We start from the raw sequence: 19,895 nt of genomic DNA, 5'->3' as shown, positions 1-19,895 counted from the left end.
GCGCTAGTCGGCTTTACCAGGTGGCTCGCTGCTACGCGCTAGGCGCATCGATAATCGAAAGAGAGGTGCCCATGAGTCCTACGTTGCAGTCTGAAGCGCCACGCGTGGCGGTGGTTACCGGCAGCTCCAGCGGGATCGGGCGTGCCGTGGTCGAGACGCTGGCCGCCCGCGGCCAGCGCGTGCTGGCGGTGGATTTCAACCCCGAAGGCCGCGCGGTCGCCGAGGCTGCCGGTGCGCGCTTCTTCGCGGCGGATCTGACCGACGGCGCTCAGTGCCGCGGTGCCATCGACGCTGCGGTTGAGGCGTTCGGCGGCGTCGATATCCTGGTCAACAACGCCGGTATCCAGCATGTTGCCGATATCGCCCACTTCCCCGAGGAGAAGTGGCGCCAGATTCTCGATCTGATGCTCACCGCGCCCTTTCTGCTCACTCAGGCGGCGTGGCCCCATATGCAGCGCGGCGGTTGGGGTCGGATCGTCAATGTCGCCTCCATCCACGCCAAGGTGGCCTCACCGGGCAAGGCAGCCTACGTCAGCGCCAAGCATGGCTTGATCGGCCTGACCCGCACCGCGGCACTGGAAGGCGGCGAGCATGGCATCACCGCCAACGCCATCTGCCCGGCCTATGTGCGTACACCGCTGGTGGAGAAGCAGATCGCCGATCAGGCGCGTCTGAACGCCATGGACGAGGCCGAGGTGGTCGAGAAGATCATGCTCGCCGGGGCGGCGGTCAAGCGTCTGATCGAGCCCGCCGAGGTCGCCGAGCTGGTGGCCTATCTGGTCTCCGATGGCGCCGCGGCGGTGACCGGGGCCGACTGGGGGATCGATCTGGGGTGGACGGCCCGCTAGGTACTGCCTGAAAAGGACTGCGCTCGCCCATGCGGCGTTAAAAATCGGCTCAAAATGCTCATTTACACCCCGTAAACTCCGCGTTTTCGCCGATTTTTGCCTTGCCTGGTCTTCGCTCGTCGACTTTTCAGACAGTACCTGCGCGAGAGCCTCGCGGGCCGCGGTGGGTCGGGATCAGCCGCGTTCGATCGCGGTGGCGACACCCTGGCCGCCGCCGATGCATAGCGTGGCCAGCCCGCGTGCGACGTCGCGGCGCTGCATCTCGTAGAGCAGGGTGACCAGCACGCGCGCGCCCGAGGCGCCGATCGGGTGGCCCAGCGCAATGGCGCCGCCGTTGACGTTGACCTTGTCGGCGGACCAGCCGAGCTCCTTGGCCACTGCCAGGGTCTGCGCGGCGAAGGCCTCGTTGGCCTCGACCAGATCGAGTTGCGCGAGCGTCCAGCCGGCACGTTCCAGACAGCGCCGGGTCGCCGGTACCGGGCCGATGCCCATGGTGGCGGGGTCGACCGCGGCGTTGGCGCTGGCGCGGAGGGTCGCCAGAATCGGTAAGCCGAGATCACGGGCGCGCGCCGCGCTCATGATCAGCAGCGCGCTGGCGCCGTCGTTGATCGCCGAGGCGTTGCCCGCGGTGACCGTTCCCTCCTTGCGAAAGGCCGGCTTGAGTCGGGCCAGCGACTCGGCGCTGACGCTCTCGCGCGGCTGCTCGTCACGCTCGACGACGATGGCGTCGCCGCGCCGCTGGGGCACCTCCACCGGGGTGATCTCGGCGTCGAAGCGTCCGGCGTCGCGGGCGGCCACCGCGCGGCGCTGGGACTCGGCGGCGTAGGCGTCCTGGGCCTGGCGCGAGATCGCGTACTGCTCGGCCAGGTTCTCCGCGGTGATGCCCATGTGGTAGTCGTTGAAAGCGTCCCACAGGCCGTCCTGGATCAGACTGTCGAGCAGTTCGGCGTGCCCCATGCGCAGGCCGGTGCGCGCCTTGGGCAGCACATAGGGCGCCAGGCTCATGTTCTCCATGCCACCGGCGACGACGATCTCGGCATCGCCGCAGCGGATCGCCTGGGCCGCCAGATGCACTGCCTTGAGCCCGGAGCCGCACACCTTGTCGATGGTCATCGCCGGCACGCCGTCGGGCAGGCCGGCTTCGATCGCCGCCTGGCGCGCGGTGTTCTGGCCCAGGCCGGCGCGCAGCACATGGCCCATGATCACTTCGTCGACGCTGGCCGGGTCGATGCCGTCGAGCACCCGACGGATCACCGTGGCCCCCAGGGTGACGGCGGGCACGCTGGAAAGCGCCCCCTGGAAGCTGCCGATGGGGGTCCGCGTGGCGGCGACGATGACCGCGTCGCGGTCGTGGTGGGTATCAGGCATGCTGTGTCTCCCGCTGGTCGATCAGCTCGCAGCCGGTGGCCTCTCGGATCTCCTCGAAGGTCACCTCGGGGGCCAGCTCGACCAGCGCCAGGCCCTGGTCGGTGACGTCCATCACGCCGAGATCGGTGATGATGCGATCGATCACGCCGACGCCGGTCAGCGGCAGGCTGCACTCATCGAGAATCTTGTGTTCGCCCTTGGCGGTGTGGGTCATCAGCACCACCACGCGCTGGACCCCGGCGACCAGATCCATGGCGCCGCCCATGCCCTTGACCATCTTTCCCGGAATCATCCAGTTGGCCAGATCCCCCTTGGCCGAGACCTGCATCGCGCCGAGGATCGCCAGATTGATCTTGCCGCCACGGATCATGGCGAAGGATTCGGCGTTGTCGAAGTAGCTCGAGCCGGGCAGGGCAGTGACGGTCTGCTTGCCGGCGTTGATCAGATCCGGGTCGACGGTCTCCGCGGTGGGAAAGGGGCCGATGCCGAGCAGGCCGTTCTCCGACTGCAGCCACACCTCCATGCCCTCGGGGATATAGTTGGCCACCAGCGTCGGCTGGCCGATCCCCAGATTGACGTAGAAGCCGTCGCGCAGTTCGCCGGCGGCGCGTTGCGCCATCTCTTCCTTGTTCCAGGCCATCTCAGTTGCCCTCCCTCAGGGTGCGTTTCTCGATGCGTTTCTCCGGGGTCGGGTTGTGCACCAGGCGGTGGATGAAGATGCCCGGCAGGTGGATGTCGTCGGGGTCGAGGGCGCCGGTCTCGACGATTCCTCGACCTCGGCGACGCACACCCGGCCAGCCATGGCAGCGAGCGGGTTGAAGTTGCGCGCGGTCTTGTTGAAACGCAGGTTGCCGGCGCGGTCGGCGACCTGTGCCTTGATCAGCGCCACGTCCACCGGCAGGCCGCGCTCCATCACGTAGTGCTCGCCGTCGAACTCCCGCACCTCCTTGCCTTCGGCGATCTTGGTGCCGTAGCCGGTGCGGGTTGTGTAGAAGGCGGCGATCCCGGCCCCGCCGGCGCGCAGGCGCTCGGCCAGGGTGCCCTGGGGCAGAATTCGAGCTCCAGCTCGCCGGAGAGGTACTGGCGTTCGAACTCCTTGTTCTCGCCCACGTAGGAGGAGAGCATCTTCTTGATCTGGCGGGATTCGAGCAGCAGCCCCAGCCCGAAGCCGTCGACGCCGGCGTTGTTGCTGGCCACGGTCAGGTCACGCTTGCCGCTGTCGCGCAGGGCCTGGATCAGCGCTTCGGGGATGCCGCACAGGCCGAAGCCACCGACGGCCAGGGTCATACCATTGTCGATCAGGCCATCGAGCGCAGCCTGTGCGCTGGGATAGCACTTGCCGCGCGGGCGGCTCTCTTGCGTTGCGGCGGTTTGGGTCATGGAGGGCCTCGGTGTGAGCGTTGGCGTTGTACTGTGCGGGTCATGGCGACCTCGGTGTCTATGACTATGACCCGCTCCTCGCGCTGTTATTAAATTTATTTTCGCCGATAATTATCGAGGTTTTCTCATTAATGAGGCGTTTTGATGACCGTCAAACAGCTCCGTGCCTTTCTCGCGGTGGCCCAGACCCTGAGCTTCGCCAAGGCCTGTGAGCGGTTGCATGTGACTCAGTCGGCGCTCAGCCTGGCGGTGAAGTCGCTCGAGTCGCAGCTCGGCGGAGCGCTCTTTTCGCGCACCACGCGTCAGGTGCGGCTGACGCCGGAGGGGGAGACGCTGCTGCCGCTGGCACGGCGTCTACTGGCGGAGTGGGACGACGTCGAGGACGCCATGCGTCGGCGTTTCCATCTGCAGCAGGGGCATCTGGCGATCGCCGCCATGCCGTCGTTCGCCTCCAACCGCCTGCCGCCGCTGATCGCTGCCTTTCGCCGACGCCATCCGCGGATAGGCGTGACCATCCATGACGTGATCAACGAGCAGGTGGTGGAGATGGTGCTGACCCAGCGGGTGGAGTTCGGGATCGCCTTCGCGCCGCCGGCACAGCAGGCGCTGGCCTTCACGCCGCTCTATCTCGACCGCTTCGTCGCCGCGGTACCGCCGGATTCGGCGCTGGCGGCGGCGCACGAGATCACCTGGGCGTCACTGCTCGAGTATCCCTTCATCACCCTGCAGCGGCCGTCACAGGTTCGCGTGGTGCTGGAACGCCAGCTGGCGCAGCACGGACTGAGCCTGCCGGTGGCGTTCGAGAGCCACCAGCTGGCCACGGTGGGCCAACTGGTCGGCAAGGGGCTTGGCGTGAGCGCAGTGCCGGCGCTGTGTCGCGATCAAATGGAGGCGCTGGGGGTGCGCTGTCTGGCGCTCTCCGCGCCGATCATCGAGCGGCCGGTCGGCGTCGTCACCCGCGCCGACCAGCAGCTCTCCTCCACGGCGAGCGCTTTTCACGCCCTGGTGGTGGGGTCAGGTGGGGAGGTCGTCGAGATCTGAGCTGCCCGGCAGCGCGGCGAAAGCGCCGGCGCGCATCGCGGTGAAGGCGCCGCAGCGGGCGGCGAAGGTGAGCGCCGCTTCCAGTTGGGCCTCATCGGCGAGCCAGTCGGTGAGCGTCTCGCAGGTGACATCGGCGTGTGACAGCGAAGCCAGCAGGCCGCCGATGAAGGCGTCTCCCGCAGCGGTGGTGTCGACCGCCTTGACCTGGGGCGGCGACACCTGCAGTCGGCGTTCGGCGAGATATGCCACCACCGGGCCGGGGCCGTCGGTGATCACGATCAGGCGCGTGCCGCGGGCCAGTCGGGCGCTGATCCACTCCTCCGCACTACGCTCGCCGCGCAGCTGGTCGAGCTCCTCCCGTGACAGCTTGATCAGGTGGGCGCGTTCGAGCAATTGTTCGACCAGCGCCACATCGACCCGACCCTGGGGCCACAGCAGCGGACGCAGGTTGGCGTCGACGCTGATCACGCAGCCGCCGCGGCGAGCGATGCTGGCCAGATCCAGGGTGGTGCGGGCGATTTCGGTGTCGGTGAGGCTGTTGCTGCACAGGTGCACCAGCGCCGGCTCGGCGAAGATGCCCGAGGGCAGGTGTTCGCGACGGTAGAGCAGATCCGCCGCCGGCGGCCGGTAGAAGTCGAACTGGCGCTCGCCCTCGTTATCGCGAGAGACAAAGGCGAGCGCGGTGCGTGCAGCACGCGTGCGCACCACGTGCTGGGTATCCACACCGTGAGCGTCGAGCGCCTCGACGATGAAGTCGCCGAAACGATCGTCGCCGATCATGCCCAGGAACACGCTGGGCAGGCCCTGCCGGGCGCAGGCCACGGCCGCATTGGCGGGCGCGCCACCGGCATAGGGGTGAAGGTCTCGGGCCCGGTGTCGTCGCCCAGGCGGCTGGAGAGCATATCGACGAGGGCTTCGCCGAAGGCGATGATGGGGGTCATGGTGTTGGGGATCTCCATGGCTTTACGCTGTGTCTGAAAAATGCCTGCGCTCGCCGACTTTTCAGACAGAGCTTAGGTCCGGTGTGGCCACGCAGCGCCGGCGGTGCTTAAGGCACCCGGTAGCTACGTGCTTCCTCGAGCAGCGCGAACCAGGTCGGGCGGTCGAGTTCGAGACTACCGTTCGCCAGCAGGCTTTCGATACGCTTTTCGTTCAAGGTGCCGATGACCGGGATCGGCCGCCCCGGCAGGCGCCGCAGCCAGGCTAGCGCGAGCCCGGCGGTGGTCGAGTCGAGACGCTCGGCGAGCTGGGAGAGCGCACTGCCGAGCACGTCTTCGAACACCGAACCGCCGCCCAGCGGCGACCATGCCATGGGCGCGAGGCCGTCGGCGACGATGGCGTCATAGAAGCCGTCGAACAGCGCATCCGGATGGGCCAGCGAGAGCTTCAACTGGTGCGCCCCCAGGCGGTGGTGCATCGCCGCCTGCAGGCGCCGCCACTGCTCGGGCAGAAAGTTGGAGACCCCCACCGTACCTACCTTGCCGGCATCGATGGCGGCATCCAGGGCGCGGCCGGTGGCCTCGGCGTCCATCAATGGATCGGGCCGATGCAGCAGGTAGTGGTCCAGCCGCTCGACCCCGAGGCGGGTGAGGGAGCCATCGATGCTGGCGCTGAGATAGTCCGCTGAGGTGTCGTAGTGCTTGACCCCGAACGGCGAGCGGTCGCGCCTGGGCAGCATGATACCGCCCTTGGTGACGATGCGGATCTGCGCCTTGAGCGCCGGGCGCCGGCGCAGGGCGTCGCCGAAGCGCTGCTCGCACTGCTGGTCGGCGTAGATGTCGGCATGGTCGAACCAGTAGAGCCCCTGATCGACACGCCTTTGCAGCCAGTCGCCGAGGGTGTCGGGGGCGTCGAATTCGGGCCGCTCGTGGAGTCGCATCATGCCCAGGATGAAGGGGACGTCGAACACCGGCGTCTCAGTCATGATCGGGGGCCTTGACGATGGTGGTGGCCAGCAGATGCTGTCCGTCGGGTACCAGCCAGACAGGGTCGACCCGGGTGCAGGCGGCCTCGACGCAGAGGAAGCGTTGGCCGACCTCGGCAGGGGTGTCCCCCGGCAGGCCTTCGCCTGGATGCCAGACCACGGTGGAGTCGCTGCCCTGCTTGGTGATCAGCAGGCGCCGCTGGCCGTCGTCCAGCACCACAGGGCGGTTGGACTGATAGATGCGATCCAGCGCACCGCGCACGCCTAGCTCACCCTGCTGCTGCTTCTCGGCGAAGCGCTCGAGCTTGTCCAGATAGCGCGCCCCGGCCACCCCTCGACGCGGCAGCGGTGGGTGTCGGCGACCGCGAAGTAGGTGTGCAGCGCCCCGGTCAGCTTGACCGGCGTGGTGCCGGTGTGGCGGGTGAACAGCTCGACGCTGAGCCTTTGCGCATTGGCGTGGACCACCGCGTTGGGGGTCAGCTCGTCGTGCAGGCGCTCCTGCGGCGAGAGATGGATCTCGACCCCGTTGCCGGAGAGATCCTCGTCGACCGCGTCCAGGCGCCACTCGGCGGTGCGTGCCGGACCATGCATGGGGCCCTGGCCATCGGGCGATTCGTCGGCGAACCACGGCCAGCACAGCGGGATACCGCCACGGATCGCCCCCGGCAGCGCCTGTGGCGTGGGCGTCACCCAGAGCCAGCCGTCCTGCGGGTCGGGCGCCGGCCGATCGCCTGCGGCAGCGGGCGGGAAAGGCAAGAAGTGCAGGACCTGCGCGCCCTGCAGCGAGAGCGCGAGCTGGCCCCAGTCGGCATTGATCAGCAGCACTCGGCGGCCCTCCCAGGTCGCCTCGCGCTGGCCGTCGGTCGCCGCGATCAGATCGGCGAGCGTATCGGGAATCATGTCACTTCCTCGTTGTGCAGAGCTTCCGCCGCGCCCAGCAGGCCGGTCCACGGCGCCGTCACCACCCAGGTGGGGATGCCGGCAGTGTAAGCGCTCAAGCGCCCCTTGTCGGCAAAGGCGCGGCGGAAATCGCTGCGCGGCAGCCACTCGATCAGGCGTGGGGTGATGCCGCCGCAGAGATAGACCCCACCCAGCGCGCCCAGGGTGAGGGCGGCGTCGCCGCACACGCTGCCCAGAATCTTGAGAAAGCGCATCAGCGTCTCGCGCGCGACCCGGTCACCGGCGCGTGCCGCGCCGGTGACCTCGGCGGGGGAGTTGTAGGCAGGGGTGGCGCCCAGCAGCGCGGCGTGGGCGAGATAGAGATCGAGCAGGCCCTGACCGCACAGCAGGCGCTCGATCGAAACCCGGCCGTAGCGGGCGCGGAAGAAGTCCAGTATCTGGCGCTCGCGCTCGTCGGTGGGGGCGAAGGTCGCGTGGCCGCCCTCGGTGGTCAGCGGGATCCAGTGGCGCTGGCTCGGCACCAGCCCCGCCATACCCAGGCCGGTCCCGGGGCCGATCACCAGCCGCGGGCGGCGCGGTTCGGCTTCGCCGTCACCTACCGGGGTCAGGTCCTTGGCATCGATATGCGGAATGCCCAAGGCCTGGGCGGTGAAGTCGTTGATGACCTTGAAGGTGCCCAGGCCCAGCGTCTCGGCGACCGCCTTCTTGGAGAATGCCCAGTCGTTGTTGGTCATCTTGACCCAGTCCTCGTGCACCGGGCACGCGAAGGCCAAACACGCCTCGCGCGGAGACTCGGCGCCGACCTTCTCGAGGTAGGCCTGGATCGCCTCGACCAGACCCGCATAGTGATTGCAGGGCAGGGTCTCGATCGCCTGCAGCTCGACGCTGCCGGGCGCGACCAGGGCGAAGCGGGCGTTGGTGCCGCCGATATCGCCGACCAAGGCGAGTGTGGTCATGAATGCCCTCCAGGCAGATCGGCAGCGTCGAAGCCGCCGAAGACGGCGGCCCCTTCCTCGGCGCCGCCGACCAGTTGTCTGAAACCGGCGAAGAGTTCGCGGCCCATGCCGTGATGATAATGATCCAGGTCGCAGATTGCAGGTTCGCGACCGGCCCACTCGTCGGCATCGACCAGCGCCCGCAGTTCACCCTTGTCCGGATCGAGTCTGACCACGTCGCCGTCACGCAGATAGGCCAGCGGGCCGGCGTCGACCGCCTCCGGGGTCACATGGATCGCCGCCGGCACCTTGCCCGAGGCGCCTGACATGCGCCCGTCGGTGACCAGCGCGACGCGATGGCCGCGATCCTGCAGGACTCCGAGGAAGGGCGTCAACTGATGCAGCTCGGGCATGCCGTTGGCCCGTGGGCCCTGGAAGCGCACCACCACGATCACGTCGCGGTCGAGCTCGCCGCCCTCGAACGCCGCCTTGACCTGGCTCTGGTCGTCGAAGATACGCACCGGCGCCTCGACGTAACGGCTTTCCGGCTTGACCGCCGACACCTTGATCACGCCGCGGCCGAGGTTGCCGTCGAGTACCGCCAGGCCGCCGGTGGGGGAAAAGGCCCTGGCCACCGGCCGCACCACCTCCTCATCGAGGCTCTCGCGGGTGCCCTCGCGCCACACCAGCTGGTCGCCGTCGAGGAACGGCTCCTGGGTGTAGGCGTGCATGTCGGTGCCGAAAGCGCTCTTGACGTCGGCGTGCATCAGCCCCGCACCGAGCAGTTCCCGCACCAGCAGGCTGACCCCGCCGGCGGCATGGAAATGGTTCACGTCGGCCTGGCCGTTGGGGTAGATCCGGGTCAGGCTGGGGATCACCGTCGACAGCTCGGCGAAGTCGTCCCAGGTGATGGTGATGCCGACCGCCGCGGCCATCGCCACCAGGTGGAGGGGTGTGGTTGGTCGAGCCGCCGGAGGCGAGCAGGCCGATCATCGCGTTGACGATCGCCTTGGCAGTGATCTGGCGATAGAAGGGGTGGTAGTCGCCGCCCTGTTCGCTATTGCGAATGACCTGCTCGGTGCCGTATCGGGTGATGGCGTCGCGCAGCGGGGTGCCGGGGTTGACGAAGGAGGTGCCCGGCAGGTGCAGCCCCATCATCTCCAGCATCAGCTGGTTGGAGTTGGCGGTGCCGTAGAAGGTGCAGGTGCCGGGGCTGTGATAGGACTCCGACTCCGCCTCGAGCAATGCATCGCGGCCGACCTTGCCCTCGGCATAGAGCGTGGCGGATACGCGACTTCTCGTTGTTGGGCAGACCGCTGGGCATGGGGCCGGCGGGGACGAACAGTGCCGGCAGGTGGCCGAAGCGGGCCGCGCCGATGAACAGCCCCGGCACGATCTTGTCACACACGCCGAGGTAGAGTGCGCCGTCGAACATGTTGTGCGACAGCGCCACCGCGGTAGCCATGGCGATCACGTCGCGCGAGAAGAGTGACAGTTCCATGCCGGGCTGGCCCTGGGTGACACCGTCGCACATCGCCGGCACGCCGCCGGCGAACTGCGCGGTGCAGCCCATGCCGCGGGCGGCCTGCTTGATCAGCTCGGGGAAGTGTTCGAGGGGTTGGTGCGCCGAGAGCATGTCGTTGTAGGAGGAAACGATGCCGATGTTGGAGCTGTTCATCAGCTTGAGACTGTTCTTGTCGCCGGCGCCGCAGGCGGCGAAGCCGTGGGCCAGGTTGCCGCAGGAGAGCTCGCCGCGATGCACGCCACGCCGGTGCTGGCGCGCCATGCGTTCCTCATAGAGACGACGACGGTCGGCGGAACGGTCTTCGATACGTCGAGTCACGCGGTCGATCGTGGAGTTGAGCATCAGGGTCTGCCTCATCGAGCTATCGTGGTTGTTTGGTAAACTTACCAAAAAAAATGCCCGGTGGCCGTGAATGCGCCGTTGGTATTAGTCTTTTGGGGTAATATTTTTTCATGGCGCGATGTTCTAGACTGTCAGCAGTCACGGACTATCGTCAGTTCAGTCTTCGAGGCAGCCCCGGGTCGCCGCTGTGCCCCGGCCTCGTGACCCATCGATCGCCCCGGCCCGCTCGGGGCTTCGCCATCTGAGAGGAGAGAGCACCATGACTTTGCGTGTCGCCATCAACGGATTCGGCCGTATCGGTCGTAACGTACTCCGCGCGCTCTACGAGAACGGCTACCGCGATCGCATCCAGGTCGTCGCCATCAACGATCTGGGCGATCCGGCGCTCAACGCCCATCTGCTGCGTCACGACAGCGTGCATGGCCGCTTCGGCTTCGAGGTCGGTCACGACAGCGATACGCTGAGCGTAGACGGTGACAGCATCCGCATCCTCTCCGAGCGCGATCCGGGTCAACTGCCATGGCAGTCGCTCGATGTCGACCTGGTGATGGAGTGCACCGGGCTTTTCACCAAGCGCGCTGCGGCGGCCAAGCATATCGAGGCCGGTGCTGCCCGCGTGCTGATCTCGGCGCCCAGCCCGGATGCCGACGCCACCATCGTGTTCGGCGTCAACGAGCAGGTGCTGAAGGCCGAGCATCGCGTCGTCTCCAATGCCTCCTGCACCACCAACTGCCTGGCACCGGTGGCCCAGGCGCTGCAGGACACGGTGGGCATCGAAAATGGCCTGATGACCACGGTGCACGCCTACACCAACGATCAGAATCTTTCCGACGTCTACCACTCCGATCCGTACCGTGCGCGTAGCGCCACCCAGTCGATGATTCCGACCAAGACAGGTGCCGCCGCCGCCGTGGGTCTGGTACTGCCGGCGCTCAACGGCAAGTTGGACGGTCTGGCGGTACGCGTGCCGGTGATCAACGTCTCGCTGGTCGACCTGACCTTCACGGCGGGCCGCGACACCACCAAGGAAGAGATCAACCAGATCGTCGAGAAGGCCGCGGCCGCTTCGCCGGTGCTGGCAGTCAACGCCCAGCCGCTGGTCTCGATCGACTTCAACCACGACCCCAACTCCTCGACCTTCGACGCCAACCACACTCGCGTCAACGGGCGTCTGGTCAAGGTCATGGCCTGGTACGACAACGAGTGGGGCTTCTCCAACCGCATGCTGGATACCGCCTTGGCGATGCAGGCGACCGCCTGAACCCGCGCCACCGAACGAGGTTGGCGCAACACGCCACGGCGTTTCGGTGGTTCCTCGGGATAGTTCTTCGAGATAGTCCCTCAAGGCAGTTCCCAATGGCGCTCTCAGGAGCGCCATTTTTTTGGTCTGGTGGTCAGCAGGCCGACATTCTGATTGCCGGTGAGCCGACATCTTGGTCGAGGACGTTCATCGGTGGTCCGCCATCGCCGATAGGGCTTGCATGGCCTGCGTTCTGAGGTGATGGGCGGCGACCCGGCGAGGCTGGCAGTGGCCACCTGGGCTGTTACCATGGCAGCGATCCGTGGGAACCCTCCTTACATCCCGCATCGAGAGGTCGGTCGTCAGGACAAAGTCGATTCAAGTTCTTTTAGCGGCTGCCGATAAAGACAGGGAAATTGAATTATACTTAGATGTGTGCCTGGGACTTGGCCTGACGCGACTCTCTCCTCTAAGGTAAGACGGCTCTAATTTCTCAATTCATTATCATTCAACGCCGCGCCGAGGTTGGCAGTGCCATGCAACAGACGATCCTCAACGCCCATCGCCTGATCGGCGAGACGCTTCGCGAACCCGGTCGGGAACGGCTCGGGCGTATCGTGGGGGTAGACCAGGCGCGCCGCGTGCCATTGGTCTTCGTGCTGTGGCAGGACCAGCAGGGATTCAGCGCATCGAGCTGAGCGTCGACGATCTGCGTCGCCTGGTCGCCTCCTGCGAGGGGCGTTATGCCACAGCCACGCTCGCGTCCGATGCGGCAGGATCGACGGCGGGCGATACCGCTCGGGATACCGACATTGCACCGCGGCGACGTGCCGGCCTGCGCTGACAACCCGTCTTTACCCACTGCGCCGCCAGTTGCAGCGGCAACATGAGATTGGAGCATGAATCGATCCGATGCCCTGGCCGGCGCGAGCGAGCCGAGCGACGAGGCGCAGCAGTGGCTGAGCGCCATACCGGCTGCCGTCTACGTGACCGATCCTGGCTGGTGGCTGGAGAAGTTCGCTTCGTGGCCGAGGCGGTCGCCGACCTGGGCGGGCACACCGCTGCCGACTATCTCGAGTCTCCTCAGCGCTGGCTGAGCGCGATCGATGAAACCAGCCGGCTGCAGGCGCTCGAGCGGCTGCAGGCAGCGCTAGATGCCGGCGAGCCCCGGGTGACCCTGAATTACACGCTGGGCCATGTCGATGGCACTTCGAGTCGCATCGCCGATACGCTCAACATTCAGCGCGATACCGAGGGGCAGGCCGTGGCCCTGGTCGGCGTGCTCGAGCGGGTGGCCGCCGCGGGCGCCGACGATGGCGCCTCGCGCTCCCTGCTCGCGCACAACCCCGACCTGCTGCTGGTGCTGGATGCCGACCTCGTCTGCCGCGCCGCCGCCGGGGCGGTGGGGCCGGTGCTGGGCATCAGTGCCGAAGCGCTGGTCGGACGCTCGCTGTTCGAGCTGATGGCGCCCGAGGAGGCGCCGCGGGTACAGCGCGCCCTCGACGAGCAGGCGGTGACCGCGGGGGCGGCGCTGCTCGAGCTGCGCCTGCGTCACCGTGACGGCGGCTACCGCTGGTGCGAGATCCACTTCGCCGCCGACTGCGACGCCGTCTCCAGCGTCTCCCCCGGCTGGGTGGCGGTGGCCCGGGACATCACCGAGCGCCGCCGCCAGGCGCTGCAGTGGGATGCCTATGATGCCACCGACGAGCTCACCTCGGCCCTCAATGAGCGCGCCTTTCTGGGCCTTCTGCGTCAGGCTGTGGCGATGGGGGACATTCACGGGCGGCTGTCGCTGATCGTGTTCGAGGTCGACGGCTTCGCCGATATCGTCACCCGCTGGGGGCGCGAGGGTGGGGATCTGGTCCTCGCCTGCATCGGCGAGATGTGTCGTGCCACGCTGCGCGAGCGGTTCAGCTTCGGTCGCCTCGATGCGCGCGGTTTCGCGCTGCTGCTGAGCGGCAAATCGCTGCAGGAAACCTCGGCTATCGCCGAGCGGCTGCGTGCGCGTTTTGGTACCACGCGGGTCGAGTTCCATGGCCACTGGCTGGCGTTCTCGGTTAGTCTGGGCGTGGCCGAGCGTCGTCAGGGCGAGGCGCCCGAGAGCTTTCTGGCGCGTGCCCACAGCGGGCTCGAGTTGGCGATGACCCATGGCGGCAACCGCGTTCAGCAGGCACTCTGAGCGCGGTTTCTGGCGTGAGCCTGGCCGCTCGGAAGCCGCGAGCGCCGCTGAACCGTCCCGTGTGAACGGCGTATCGCGATCGCAAGCAGGATACGAGAAGAACCGAAACACAAGAGTCAACGGGCGCGGCACGTCATGACGACGCCTTGGCGTCGCCGACCCGCAGTCAACGCAAGGAGAACGATGATGGGACGACTGCTGCTGGCCATGTTCGTCAGCCTGATGAGCCTGCCGCTGTGGGCCGACGAGGTCGTGGGACCCCATGTGCAGGGCGAGACCTTCGAATACACCACCGGAGGCCAGACCTACAAGGGCTACCTGGCCTACAACGCCAGCGACGACCAGCCACGCCCCGGGGTGCTGCTGGTGCATGAGTGGTGGGGCCTGAACGACTACATCAAGCAGCGCGCCGATCAGCTCGCAGCACTGGGCTTCGTTGCCCTGGCGGTCGACATGTACGGCGATGGCAAGGTCGCGCAGCATCCCGACGATGCCAAGGCGTTCTCCAGTCAGGTGATGCAGGATTGGCCGGCGGCGCGGGCAAGGCTCGACGCAGCGCTGGCGGCGTTGCGTCAGCATCCGGCGGTGGATGGCGATCATATCGCCGCCATGGGCTACTGCTTCGGCGGTGGCGTGGTGATGAACATGGCGCTGGCAGGCATGCCGATCGACGCCGCGATCAGCTTTCACGGCAGCCCCACCCAGGCGGTGAGCCAGCCACAGCCGTTCGACGGCCTGGTGCGGATCTATAACGGTCAGGACGATCCGCTGGTCGACAAGCAGGCGCTGGCCGACATGGCCGCGACCCTGGAGAAGGACGGTGCCAAGGTGCGCGTGGTGGAGTATCCGGGGGCGACCCACGCCTTTACCAATCCCGACGCCGACGCCCTGGCCAAGGAGTTCGACCTGCCGCTGGGCTACAACGCGGCGGCAGACGCGGCCTCCTGGCAGGCTGCGCTGCTGACCCTGGACAAGGCGCTCAATCAGTAATCGTCGTCATCGGCGCCTGCGGTGAGTGGCTGCAGGCGCCGGCCGTCACGGGCAGGCCCAGAGCGCTCAGGCGCGATGATTGAGCGCCAGCACACGCTGGGCCAGGGCAATCATCTCCGGATCGCCGGTGTGCTTGTCGGGCACGTCCGAGAGCTTGACCACCGGCAGCCAGTGCTGCCCCTCCGGGCGCGCCTCGACCATCTTGATCACCATGTTCATCGGCGTCGCGCCGACGTCGTTGGTGAAGTTGGTGCCGATACCGAAGGCCATGCCGATGCGATCCTTGCAGAAGGCGTGGATCCGTTCGACCCGCTCCGGCGTCAAGGCGTCGGAGAAGATGATGGTCTTGCTGCGCGGGTCGATGCCCAGGCGCTCGTAGTGGGCGATGGTCTGGGAGGCGAAATCGATCGGGTCGGCGCTGTCGTGGCGCACGCCGTCGAAGAGCTTGGCGAACTTCTTGTCGAAGCTCTCGAAGAACGCCTTCGAGGTGAAGGTGTCGGTCAGTGCGATGCCCAGATCGCCGCGATAGACATCGACCCAGTGCTCCAGCGCCAGACTGTTGGCCATCTTGAAGCCGAAACGCGCGCCGTGAAACATGAACCACTCGTGGGCGTGGGTACCGATCGGCTTGACGCCATGGCGCATCGCCAGCATCACGTTACTGGTGCCGCTGAAGGCGCTGCCGCCGTGGTGGCGCAGGGCGCCCACCACGCGATCCTGGACGTCGAAGGAGAAGCGCCGCCGGGTGCCGAATTCGGCGATCTTGAGCCCCAGGCGCTGGTACTGCTCGATCTTGTCTCGGGTGCGTGTCTCGACCGTGGCATCGTCGTCACGCGGCACCTGGCGCAGGCGATACCAGAGCTCGCTGATCAGCGCCATCAATGGCACTTCCCACAGAATGGTGCGATACCACAGCCCCTCCATGGTCACCGACAGCTCGCTGCCGTTCTGGACGATGGTGACCTCGTCGGGGTTGTAGCGGAAGCCGGCGAGGAAATCGAGATAGGTGGGGTCGAGGTAGGGGCAGGTCTGCTCGAGATAGCGCTTTTCGTCCTCGCCGAGGGTGAGCTCGGCCATGGCGTCGACTGCAACGCGCAGTACCTCGCCGAAGCCCTCGGGGAAGGCGTGCTCGCCGCGGTTGATGAAAGCGTAGCGCGCCTGTGCATAGGGAAAGCGCTTGATCACGGCATTCTGCATCGTGATCTTGTAGAAGTCGTTGTCCAGAAGCGAAGTTAGCATGAAGTCTCGTCTACGGCGTGGTCGAGTCGCTGAGCCGGTGCTCTCCGGGTCGCTCGCGGCGATTACATGAAGGCCATGATACCGAACATTGTCGCGACGAAGCCGCCGAACAGCAAAATCCCGGCCAGCGACAGCAAAATCAGCAGATAGCCCAGGATCAGCCCCGCCAGCGCCCAGCTGTCGCCGGACTCCTGACGTGCACGGATCTGGTGACGGGCGAGATGACCGCAGACCACGCCGCCCAGCGCGGCCGGCGGCACCAGGGTACCGAGCACGCTGAGCGCGAAGGCGACCAGCGCCATCACGTTGGTGGGGCCGGGCGGTGACGGCGGTGGGGTGGGGTGCAGGTCGTTCATGGTATCCATCGTCGTGGCGTCGCTGGCGATGCCCCTGAGTATCGCACGCTTGCCGGATGCTCTCGACGTTTTCGGTGCCGCTCCCGGCGGGCTATCGACTAGGCTGTCAGCGCGGAACGGCGGTGCGAGTGGCACGGGCGGTAACACGGGAGGGGGTATCGACATGGCACAGCAGGGAGCGCATCGAGAAGCGCCGCAGGCGGCGCTGCGAATCGTGCGGCTCGACAGCCTGGCAGCACTGGAGGCGGCCAGCTGGAACGCGGTGGTGGGCACGGGCTATCCGTTTCTACGCCACGAGTTTCTCGTCGCGCTCGAGGCGTGTGGCTGTGCCTGCGCCGAGACAGGTTGGTCGCCGGATCATCTAGTGGTCTATCGCGGTGCGCGGCTGGTGGCGGTGTTGCCGCGCTATGCCAAGTGGCACTCGCGCGGCGAATACGTATTCGATTGGGCCTGGGCGGATGCCTGGGAGCGCGCCGGCGGCGACTACTACCCCAAGTCGCTGTCGGCGATCCCATTCACCCCGGCGAGTGGGCCGCGCCTGGGCGTGGTCGCCGATGAGTCGTATGCGGCGGTGATCGCGGCGCTGGGGCCGGCACTGCGCGCCAGCGGCATGCAGAGCTGGCATCTGCTGTTCGCCGATGACGCCGAGGTGGCGGCGTGGCAAGCGAATTCGGGGCGCCGCTGCTCGAACGCTGCGCGGTACAGTTCACCTGGCGCGATGCCGATTATGGTGACTTCGAGGGTTTCCTTGCCGGCATGAGCTCGCGCAAGCGCAAGGAGATCCGGCGCGAGCGTCGGCGGCTGGCGGAGCAGGGCTTCGTATTCGAGCGCCTCAGCGGCGCGGCGATCGATGAGGCTGCGCTGGACCAGTTCTACCGCTGCTACTGCATGACCTACCTCGAACGCGGCCAGCACCCCTATCTCAATCTCGATTTCTTCACCCGGCTGCGCGACACCCTGGGCGATGCGATGATGCTGGTCAGGGCCAGCATCGATGGTCGGGCGGTGGCCGCGGCGCTCTGCTTCGAGGGCGATGACGCGCTGTACGGCCGCTACTGGGGCAGCGAGGTGGCGGCGGATTTCTTGCACTTCGAGACCTGCTACTACCAGGGTATCGAGCACTGCCTGGCGCGCGGGCTGTCGCGCTTCGACCCGGGCACCCAGGGCGAACACAAGCTCACCCGCGGTTTCGCCCCGGCGCTGAGCCGGTCGCTGCACTATCTGGAACACGATGGCTTCCGCGAGGCGGTGACACAGTTCTGCCGCGAGGAGCGCGCCTATGTGGAGGCGTATCTCGAGCAGTGCCGCGGGCGGCTACCCTTCCGCCAGCCACCGGCGGGTGATGAAGCCGCGGCGAACCACGAAGATTGACGGCGCCCACGCCGTGACGAGGACCGACAAACGATGGATTTTCTCACTGAAGCTGCCGTGCTGCTGGGCGCCGCTATTATCGCGGTACCGCTGTTCCAGCGCCTGAGGCTGGGCTCGATTCTGGGCTATCTGTGCATCGGGCTGATCGCTGGTCCCTCGGTGAGCGGCTTCATCTCCGAGCCCGAGACGGTGCTGCACTTCTCCGAGTTCGGCGTGGTGATGCTGTTGTTCATCATCGGCCTCGAGCTGGAGCCCAAGCGCTTGTGGTCGATGCGCAAGCGCCTGTTCGGATTGGGGTCGCTGCAGCTCGCCGGCTGTGCCGCGCTGCTGACACCGATCGGCCTGCTGCTGGGGTTGCCGCCGAGCATCGCGATCTTTCTCGGCCTGACGCTGGCACTGTCGTCGACCGCTTTCGCGCTGCAGGTGCTCAACGAGCGGCGCCAGTTGGCCACGCCCCATGGCCAGAGCGCCTTCGCCATGCTGCTGTTCCAGGATCTGGCGGTGATTCCGCTGCTGGCGCTGCTGCCATTTCTCGCCGGGCGCGTGGATGCCGCGCCAGACGATATCTGGATCATGGCGCGCAGCGTCGCCATCGTGGTCGCCGCGATCGTGTTCGGGCGGCTGGTGTTTCCACGGGTGCTGGCGTTGATCGCGCGCAGCGATATTCACGAGATATTCACCGCCGCCGCGCTCTTTCTGGTTCTCGGCATGGCGCTGGCGATGGAGTGGGCGGGGCTGTCGATGGCGTTGGGCGCCTTCCTCGGTGGTGTGATGCTGGCGGACACCCCTTATCGCCACGAGCTCGAAGCCAATATCGAGCCGTTCAAGGGGCTGCTGCTGGGGCTGTTCTTCATCGCCGTGGGGATGTCGGTGAATCTCGCCCTGGTGGTCGACAACGTGCTGCTGGTGATCGGCCTGGCGCTGGCGATGACCCTGGTCAAGATGCTGGTGCTGGCGGCGATCGGGCTACTGGCGAAGCTGCCGCGCACCGAGATTCCGCGCCTGGCGACGGTGATTGCCCAGGGCGGCGAGTTCGACTTCGTGCTGCTCACCGCCGCCGTCGCCGCCGGGGTGATCGATCAGCGCATTGCCAGCCTGTGCATCGCCGCGGTCACCCTGAGCATGGCGGCGACGCCGTTTCTCTATCAACTGGGCGAAACGCTGGGCAATCGGCTCAAGGAGACGCGCCCCTTCGACACTGACTTCGGCGAGGAGACGCCGCCGGTGGTGATCGCCGGTCTCGGCCGCTTCGGGCAGATGGTGGGGCGCATGCTCAAGATGCAGGGCATCGCCTTCACCGCCCTCGACCCCAATATCACCCAGGTCGAGTTCATCCGCCGCTTCGGCTCGCGTATCTTCTACGCCGATGCCACGCGCCTGGATCTGCTGCGCGCAGCGGGCATCGACAAGGCGCAGCTACTGGTGATCGCGGTCAACGACGAGCAGGCGGCGCTGACCATCGCGCGTCTGGGCCAAGACGCATTTCCCCCCAGCTCAGGTCTACGCCCGCGCGCGCAACCGTCATCACGCCTGGAAGATGATGGAGCTGGGCGTGGATGGGGTGGTGCGTGAAACCTTGCCTCGAGCATGGAGATGAGTGTCGAGGTGCTCAAGGGCATGGGCTACCCGAGCTCCAACGCGATCAATGCGGTGCGTACCTTCCGCGATTTCGACAATCAACTGCTCAAGATACCTACACCCATCGCAACGACACCGAACAGCTGATGGCGACCGAGAAAGCCGCCATGGAGGAGTTCAAGTCGTTGTTCCAGCAGGAGCTCGACCGCGGCCACGGCAAGACTGGCGACGGCGAGCACGCCGCCAACGACAGTGAGGAAGACCCGATGACGCAGACACTCGCGCAACGTCTCGCTGAACTCGATGACGCCTTCCGTGGCGATCTGACGCCGCTTTCCGGTGGCGACAGCGGTGCCGGCGTTTGGCGCTGGCGGCGGCGACGCCGCTGATCGTCAAACGTGATCGGCCCGAGCGGCTCGCCGGGGAGGCGGATGGGCTCGCCGCCCTGGCTGCGGCGGCCGATGCCCTGGTGGTCCCGCGGGTGATGGCGCTGGCCGGGGACCTGCTGGTGATGGAGGCGCTCGACGCCAGTGGGCGCGCGATGGCGCCCGGCTCGGCGAGGGGCTGAGGCAGCTGCATGCCGCCACCCGCGAGCCGGGTGCCGATCACGGCTGGGCGCGCGACAACGCCTGCGGGCTCACCCCGCAGCCAACGCTGCACTGGCCGATGGCCGTGACTT

At 67.0% G+C, this 19,895-nt stretch carries 19 protein-coding genes and 4 pseudogenes; 12 read left to right on the top strand and 11 right to left on the bottom strand.

Annotation, left to right across the window (positions count from 1 at the left end; translation table 11 throughout):
• Window positions 1-71: 71 nt before the first annotated feature.
• Window positions 72-848, top strand: coding sequence for a 3-hydroxybutyrate dehydrogenase (locus CN538_RS02660; RefSeq protein WP_207233609.1), 777 nt, complete (start codon window positions 72-74; stop codon window positions 846-848).
• A gap of 174 nt (window positions 849-1,022) precedes the next feature.
• Here the strand turns inward: CN538_RS02660 and CN538_RS02655 are convergent, their stop codons facing one another.
• The 3 genes and pseudogenes from CN538_RS02655 to CN538_RS02645 all read right to left on the bottom strand — a co-directional run bounded on the left by CN538_RS02655 (window position 1,023) and on the right by CN538_RS02645 (window position 3,596).
• Window positions 1,023-2,216, bottom strand: coding sequence for an acetyl-CoA C-acetyltransferase (locus CN538_RS02655; RefSeq protein WP_106418476.1), 1,194 nt, complete (start codon window positions 2,214-2,216; stop codon window positions 1,023-1,025).
• A complete protein-coding gene (locus CN538_RS02650) occupies window positions 2,209-2,856 on the bottom strand; it encodes a CoA transferase subunit B (RefSeq protein ID WP_106418475.1) in 648 nt (215 codons plus the stop codon). The genes CN538_RS02655 and CN538_RS02650 overlap by 8 nt, the downstream gene beginning before the upstream one ends.
• Before the next feature lies 1 nt (window position 2,857).
• Window positions 2,858-3,596, bottom strand: a pseudogene (locus CN538_RS02645) (CoA transferase subunit A).
• Between the two features lie 144 nt (window positions 3,597-3,740).
• On the opposite strand from CN538_RS02645, the gene CN538_RS02640 reads away from it, so the two are divergent.
• Window positions 3,741-4,637, top strand: coding sequence for a LysR family transcriptional regulator (locus tag CN538_RS02640; RefSeq protein ID WP_106418474.1), 897 nt, complete (start codon window positions 3,741-3,743; stop codon window positions 4,635-4,637).
• Here CN538_RS02640 and CN538_RS02635 read toward each other — a convergent pair.
• From CN538_RS02635 to edd, 6 genes and pseudogenes are all read right to left on the bottom strand, one after another.
• A pseudogene (locus CN538_RS02635) lies at window positions 4,611-5,465 on the bottom strand (carbohydrate kinase family protein); the annotation flags it as partial. The gene CN538_RS02640 and the pseudogene CN538_RS02635 overlap by 27 nt on opposite strands.
• Window positions 5,414-5,596, bottom strand: a complete 183-nt coding sequence (locus tag CN538_RS24845) for a hypothetical protein (RefSeq protein ID WP_340638236.1) — start codon at window positions 5,594-5,596, stop codon at window positions 5,414-5,416. The pseudogene CN538_RS02635 and the gene CN538_RS24845, both read right to left, overlap by 52 nt.
• A gap of 89 nt (window positions 5,597-5,685) precedes the next feature.
• On the bottom strand, window positions 5,686-6,561 hold the full coding sequence (locus tag CN538_RS02630) for an aldo/keto reductase (protein WP_106418473.1): 876 nt from the start codon (window positions 6,559-6,561) through the stop codon (window positions 5,686-5,688).
• Window positions 6,554-7,461: pseudogene (locus CN538_RS02625) on the bottom strand (D-hexose-6-phosphate mutarotase). The gene CN538_RS02630 and the pseudogene CN538_RS02625 overlap by 8 nt, the downstream one beginning before the upstream one ends.
• Window positions 7,458-8,417: a glucokinase gene (gene glk / locus CN538_RS02620; RefSeq protein ID WP_106418472.1), complete on the bottom strand. Its 960-nt coding sequence runs from the start codon at window positions 8,415-8,417 to the stop codon at window positions 7,458-7,460. Before glk ends, CN538_RS02625 begins: the two are co-directional and overlap by 4 nt.
• Window positions 8,414-10,278 (bottom strand): annotated as a pseudogene (gene edd, locus CN538_RS02615) (phosphogluconate dehydratase). The gene glk and the pseudogene edd overlap by 4 nt, the downstream one beginning before the upstream one ends.
• Before the next feature lie 244 nt (window positions 10,279-10,522).
• Between edd and gap the strand changes: the two are divergent.
• The 4 genes from gap (at window position 10,523) to CN538_RS02600 (ending at window position 14,672) form a co-directional block, all read left to right on the top strand.
• Window positions 10,523-11,524: a type I glyceraldehyde-3-phosphate dehydrogenase gene (gap, locus tag CN538_RS02610; protein ID WP_106418471.1), complete on the top strand. Its 1,002-nt coding sequence runs from the start codon at window positions 10,523-10,525 to the stop codon at window positions 11,522-11,524.
• A 515-nt stretch (window positions 11,525-12,039) separates the two neighbouring features.
• A complete protein-coding gene (locus CN538_RS20170; protein ID WP_164999495.1) occupies window positions 12,040-12,201 on the top strand; it encodes a hypothetical protein in 162 nt (53 codons plus the stop codon).
• Window positions 12,202-12,458: 257 nt separating this feature from the next.
• On the top strand, window positions 12,459-13,682 hold the full coding sequence (locus tag CN538_RS02605; RefSeq protein ID WP_164999494.1) for a sensor domain-containing diguanylate cyclase: 1,224 nt from the start codon (window positions 12,459-12,461) through the stop codon (window positions 13,680-13,682).
• Window positions 13,683-13,865: 183 nt separating this feature from the next.
• Entirely contained in the window at window positions 13,866-14,672 is an 807-nt protein-coding gene (locus tag CN538_RS02600) for a dienelactone hydrolase family protein (protein WP_242495501.1), read from the top strand.
• 66 nt (window positions 14,673-14,738) lie between these two features.
• Here CN538_RS02600 and pncB read toward each other — a convergent pair whose 3' ends face one another.
• Window positions 14,739-15,911: a nicotinate phosphoribosyltransferase gene (gene pncB / locus CN538_RS02595; RefSeq protein WP_106418468.1), complete on the bottom strand. Its 1,173-nt coding sequence runs from the start codon at window positions 15,909-15,911 to the stop codon at window positions 14,739-14,741.
• A gap of 62 nt (window positions 15,912-15,973) precedes the next feature.
• On the bottom strand, window positions 15,974-16,267 hold the full coding sequence (locus CN538_RS02590) for a DUF4190 domain-containing protein (protein WP_242495500.1): 294 nt from the start codon (window positions 16,265-16,267) through the stop codon (window positions 15,974-15,976).
• A gap of 163 nt (window positions 16,268-16,430) precedes the next feature.
• On the opposite strand from CN538_RS02590, the gene CN538_RS24840 reads away from it, so the two are divergent.
• Genes CN538_RS24840 through CN538_RS24825 form a run of 6 tightly spaced genes read left to right on the top strand, consistent with a single transcriptional unit; the run spans window position 16,431 to window position 19,784 of the window.
• Window positions 16,431-17,027 (top strand): peptidogalycan biosysnthesis protein, encoded by a 597-nt coding sequence (locus tag CN538_RS24840; protein ID WP_340638233.1) that lies wholly within the window; start codon window positions 16,431-16,433, stop codon window positions 17,025-17,027.
• On the top strand, window positions 16,925-17,638 hold the full coding sequence (locus tag CN538_RS24835; protein WP_340638232.1) for a GNAT family N-acetyltransferase: 714 nt from the start codon (window positions 16,925-16,927) through the stop codon (window positions 17,636-17,638). The genes CN538_RS24840 and CN538_RS24835 overlap by 103 nt, the downstream gene beginning before the upstream one ends.
• Window positions 17,639-17,671: 33 nt before the next feature.
• Window positions 17,672-19,210, top strand: coding sequence for a monovalent cation:proton antiporter-2 (CPA2) family protein (locus CN538_RS02580; RefSeq protein WP_242495499.1), 1,539 nt, complete (start codon window positions 17,672-17,674; stop codon window positions 19,208-19,210).
• A 21-nt stretch (window positions 19,211-19,231) separates the two neighbouring features.
• Window positions 19,232-19,363 carry a hypothetical protein gene (locus CN538_RS24000; RefSeq protein ID WP_277985081.1) on the top strand — a complete coding sequence of 44 codons (132 nt, stop codon included), beginning with the start codon at window positions 19,232-19,234 and terminating at the stop codon, window positions 19,361-19,363.
• A complete protein-coding gene (locus tag CN538_RS24830) occupies window positions 19,363-19,605 on the top strand; it encodes a hypothetical protein (RefSeq protein WP_340638231.1) in 243 nt (80 codons plus the stop codon). Before CN538_RS24000 ends, CN538_RS24830 begins: the two co-directional genes overlap by 1 nt.
• Window positions 19,578-19,784, top strand: a complete 207-nt coding sequence (locus CN538_RS24825; RefSeq protein WP_340638229.1) for a hypothetical protein — start codon at window positions 19,578-19,580, stop codon at window positions 19,782-19,784. The genes CN538_RS24830 and CN538_RS24825 overlap by 28 nt, the downstream gene beginning before the upstream one ends.
• Window positions 19,785-19,895 lie beyond the last annotated feature (111 nt).

Source organism: Salinicola tamaricis (assembly GCF_003006155.1).
Classification (GTDB): Bacteria; Pseudomonadota; Gammaproteobacteria; order Pseudomonadales; family Halomonadaceae; genus Salinicola; species Salinicola tamaricis.
This window is presented reverse-complemented; position numbering and strand designations above follow the sequence as displayed.

Excerpts from the sequence above, each read along its gene's own strand:
- CN538_RS24000 (WP_277985081.1), top strand. The coding sequence starts at position 19,232 with ATGAGTGTCGAGGTGCTCAAGGGCATGGGCTACCCGAGCTCCAACGCG.
- pncB (WP_106418468.1), bottom strand. The coding sequence starts at position 15,911 with ATGCTAACTTCGCTTCTGGACAACGACTTCTACAAGATCACGATGCAG.
- CN538_RS02600 (WP_242495501.1), top strand. The coding sequence starts at position 13,866 with ATGATGGGACGACTGCTGCTGGCCATGTTCGTCAGCCTGATGAGCCTG.
- CN538_RS02640 (WP_106418474.1), top strand. The coding sequence starts at position 3,741 with ATGACCGTCAAACAGCTCCGTGCCTTTCTCGCGGTGGCCCAGACCCTG.
- CN538_RS02655 (WP_106418476.1), bottom strand. The coding sequence starts at position 2,216 with ATGCCTGATACCCACCACGACCGCGACGCGGTCATCGTCGCCGCCACG.
- CN538_RS02580 (WP_242495499.1), top strand. The coding sequence starts at position 17,672 with ATGGATTTTCTCACTGAAGCTGCCGTGCTGCTGGGCGCCGCTATTATC.
- CN538_RS02630 (WP_106418473.1), bottom strand. The coding sequence starts at position 6,561 with ATGACTGAGACGCCGGTGTTCGACGTCCCCTTCATCCTGGGCATGATG.
- CN538_RS02660 (WP_207233609.1), top strand. The coding sequence starts at position 72 with ATGAGTCCTACGTTGCAGTCTGAAGCGCCACGCGTGGCGGTGGTTACC.
- CN538_RS24830 (WP_340638231.1), top strand. The coding sequence starts at position 19,363 with ATGGCGACCGAGAAAGCCGCCATGGAGGAGTTCAAGTCGTTGTTCCAG.
- CN538_RS20170 (WP_164999495.1), top strand. The coding sequence starts at position 12,040 with ATGCAACAGACGATCCTCAACGCCCATCGCCTGATCGGCGAGACGCTT.
- CN538_RS02590 (WP_242495500.1), bottom strand. The coding sequence starts at position 16,267 with ATGAACGACCTGCACCCCACCCCACCGCCGTCACCGCCCGGCCCCACC.
- CN538_RS24840 (WP_340638233.1), top strand. The coding sequence starts at position 16,431 with ATGGCACAGCAGGGAGCGCATCGAGAAGCGCCGCAGGCGGCGCTGCGA.
- CN538_RS02650 (WP_106418475.1), bottom strand. The coding sequence starts at position 2,856 with ATGGCCTGGAACAAGGAAGAGATGGCGCAACGCGCCGCCGGCGAACTG.
- gap (WP_106418471.1), top strand. The coding sequence starts at position 10,523 with ATGACTTTGCGTGTCGCCATCAACGGATTCGGCCGTATCGGTCGTAAC.
- CN538_RS24845 (WP_340638236.1), bottom strand. The coding sequence starts at position 5,596 with ATGGAGATCCCCAACACCATGACCCCCATCATCGCCTTCGGCGAAGCC.
- glk (WP_106418472.1), bottom strand. The coding sequence starts at position 8,417 with ATGACCACACTCGCCTTGGTCGGCGATATCGGCGGCACCAACGCCCGC.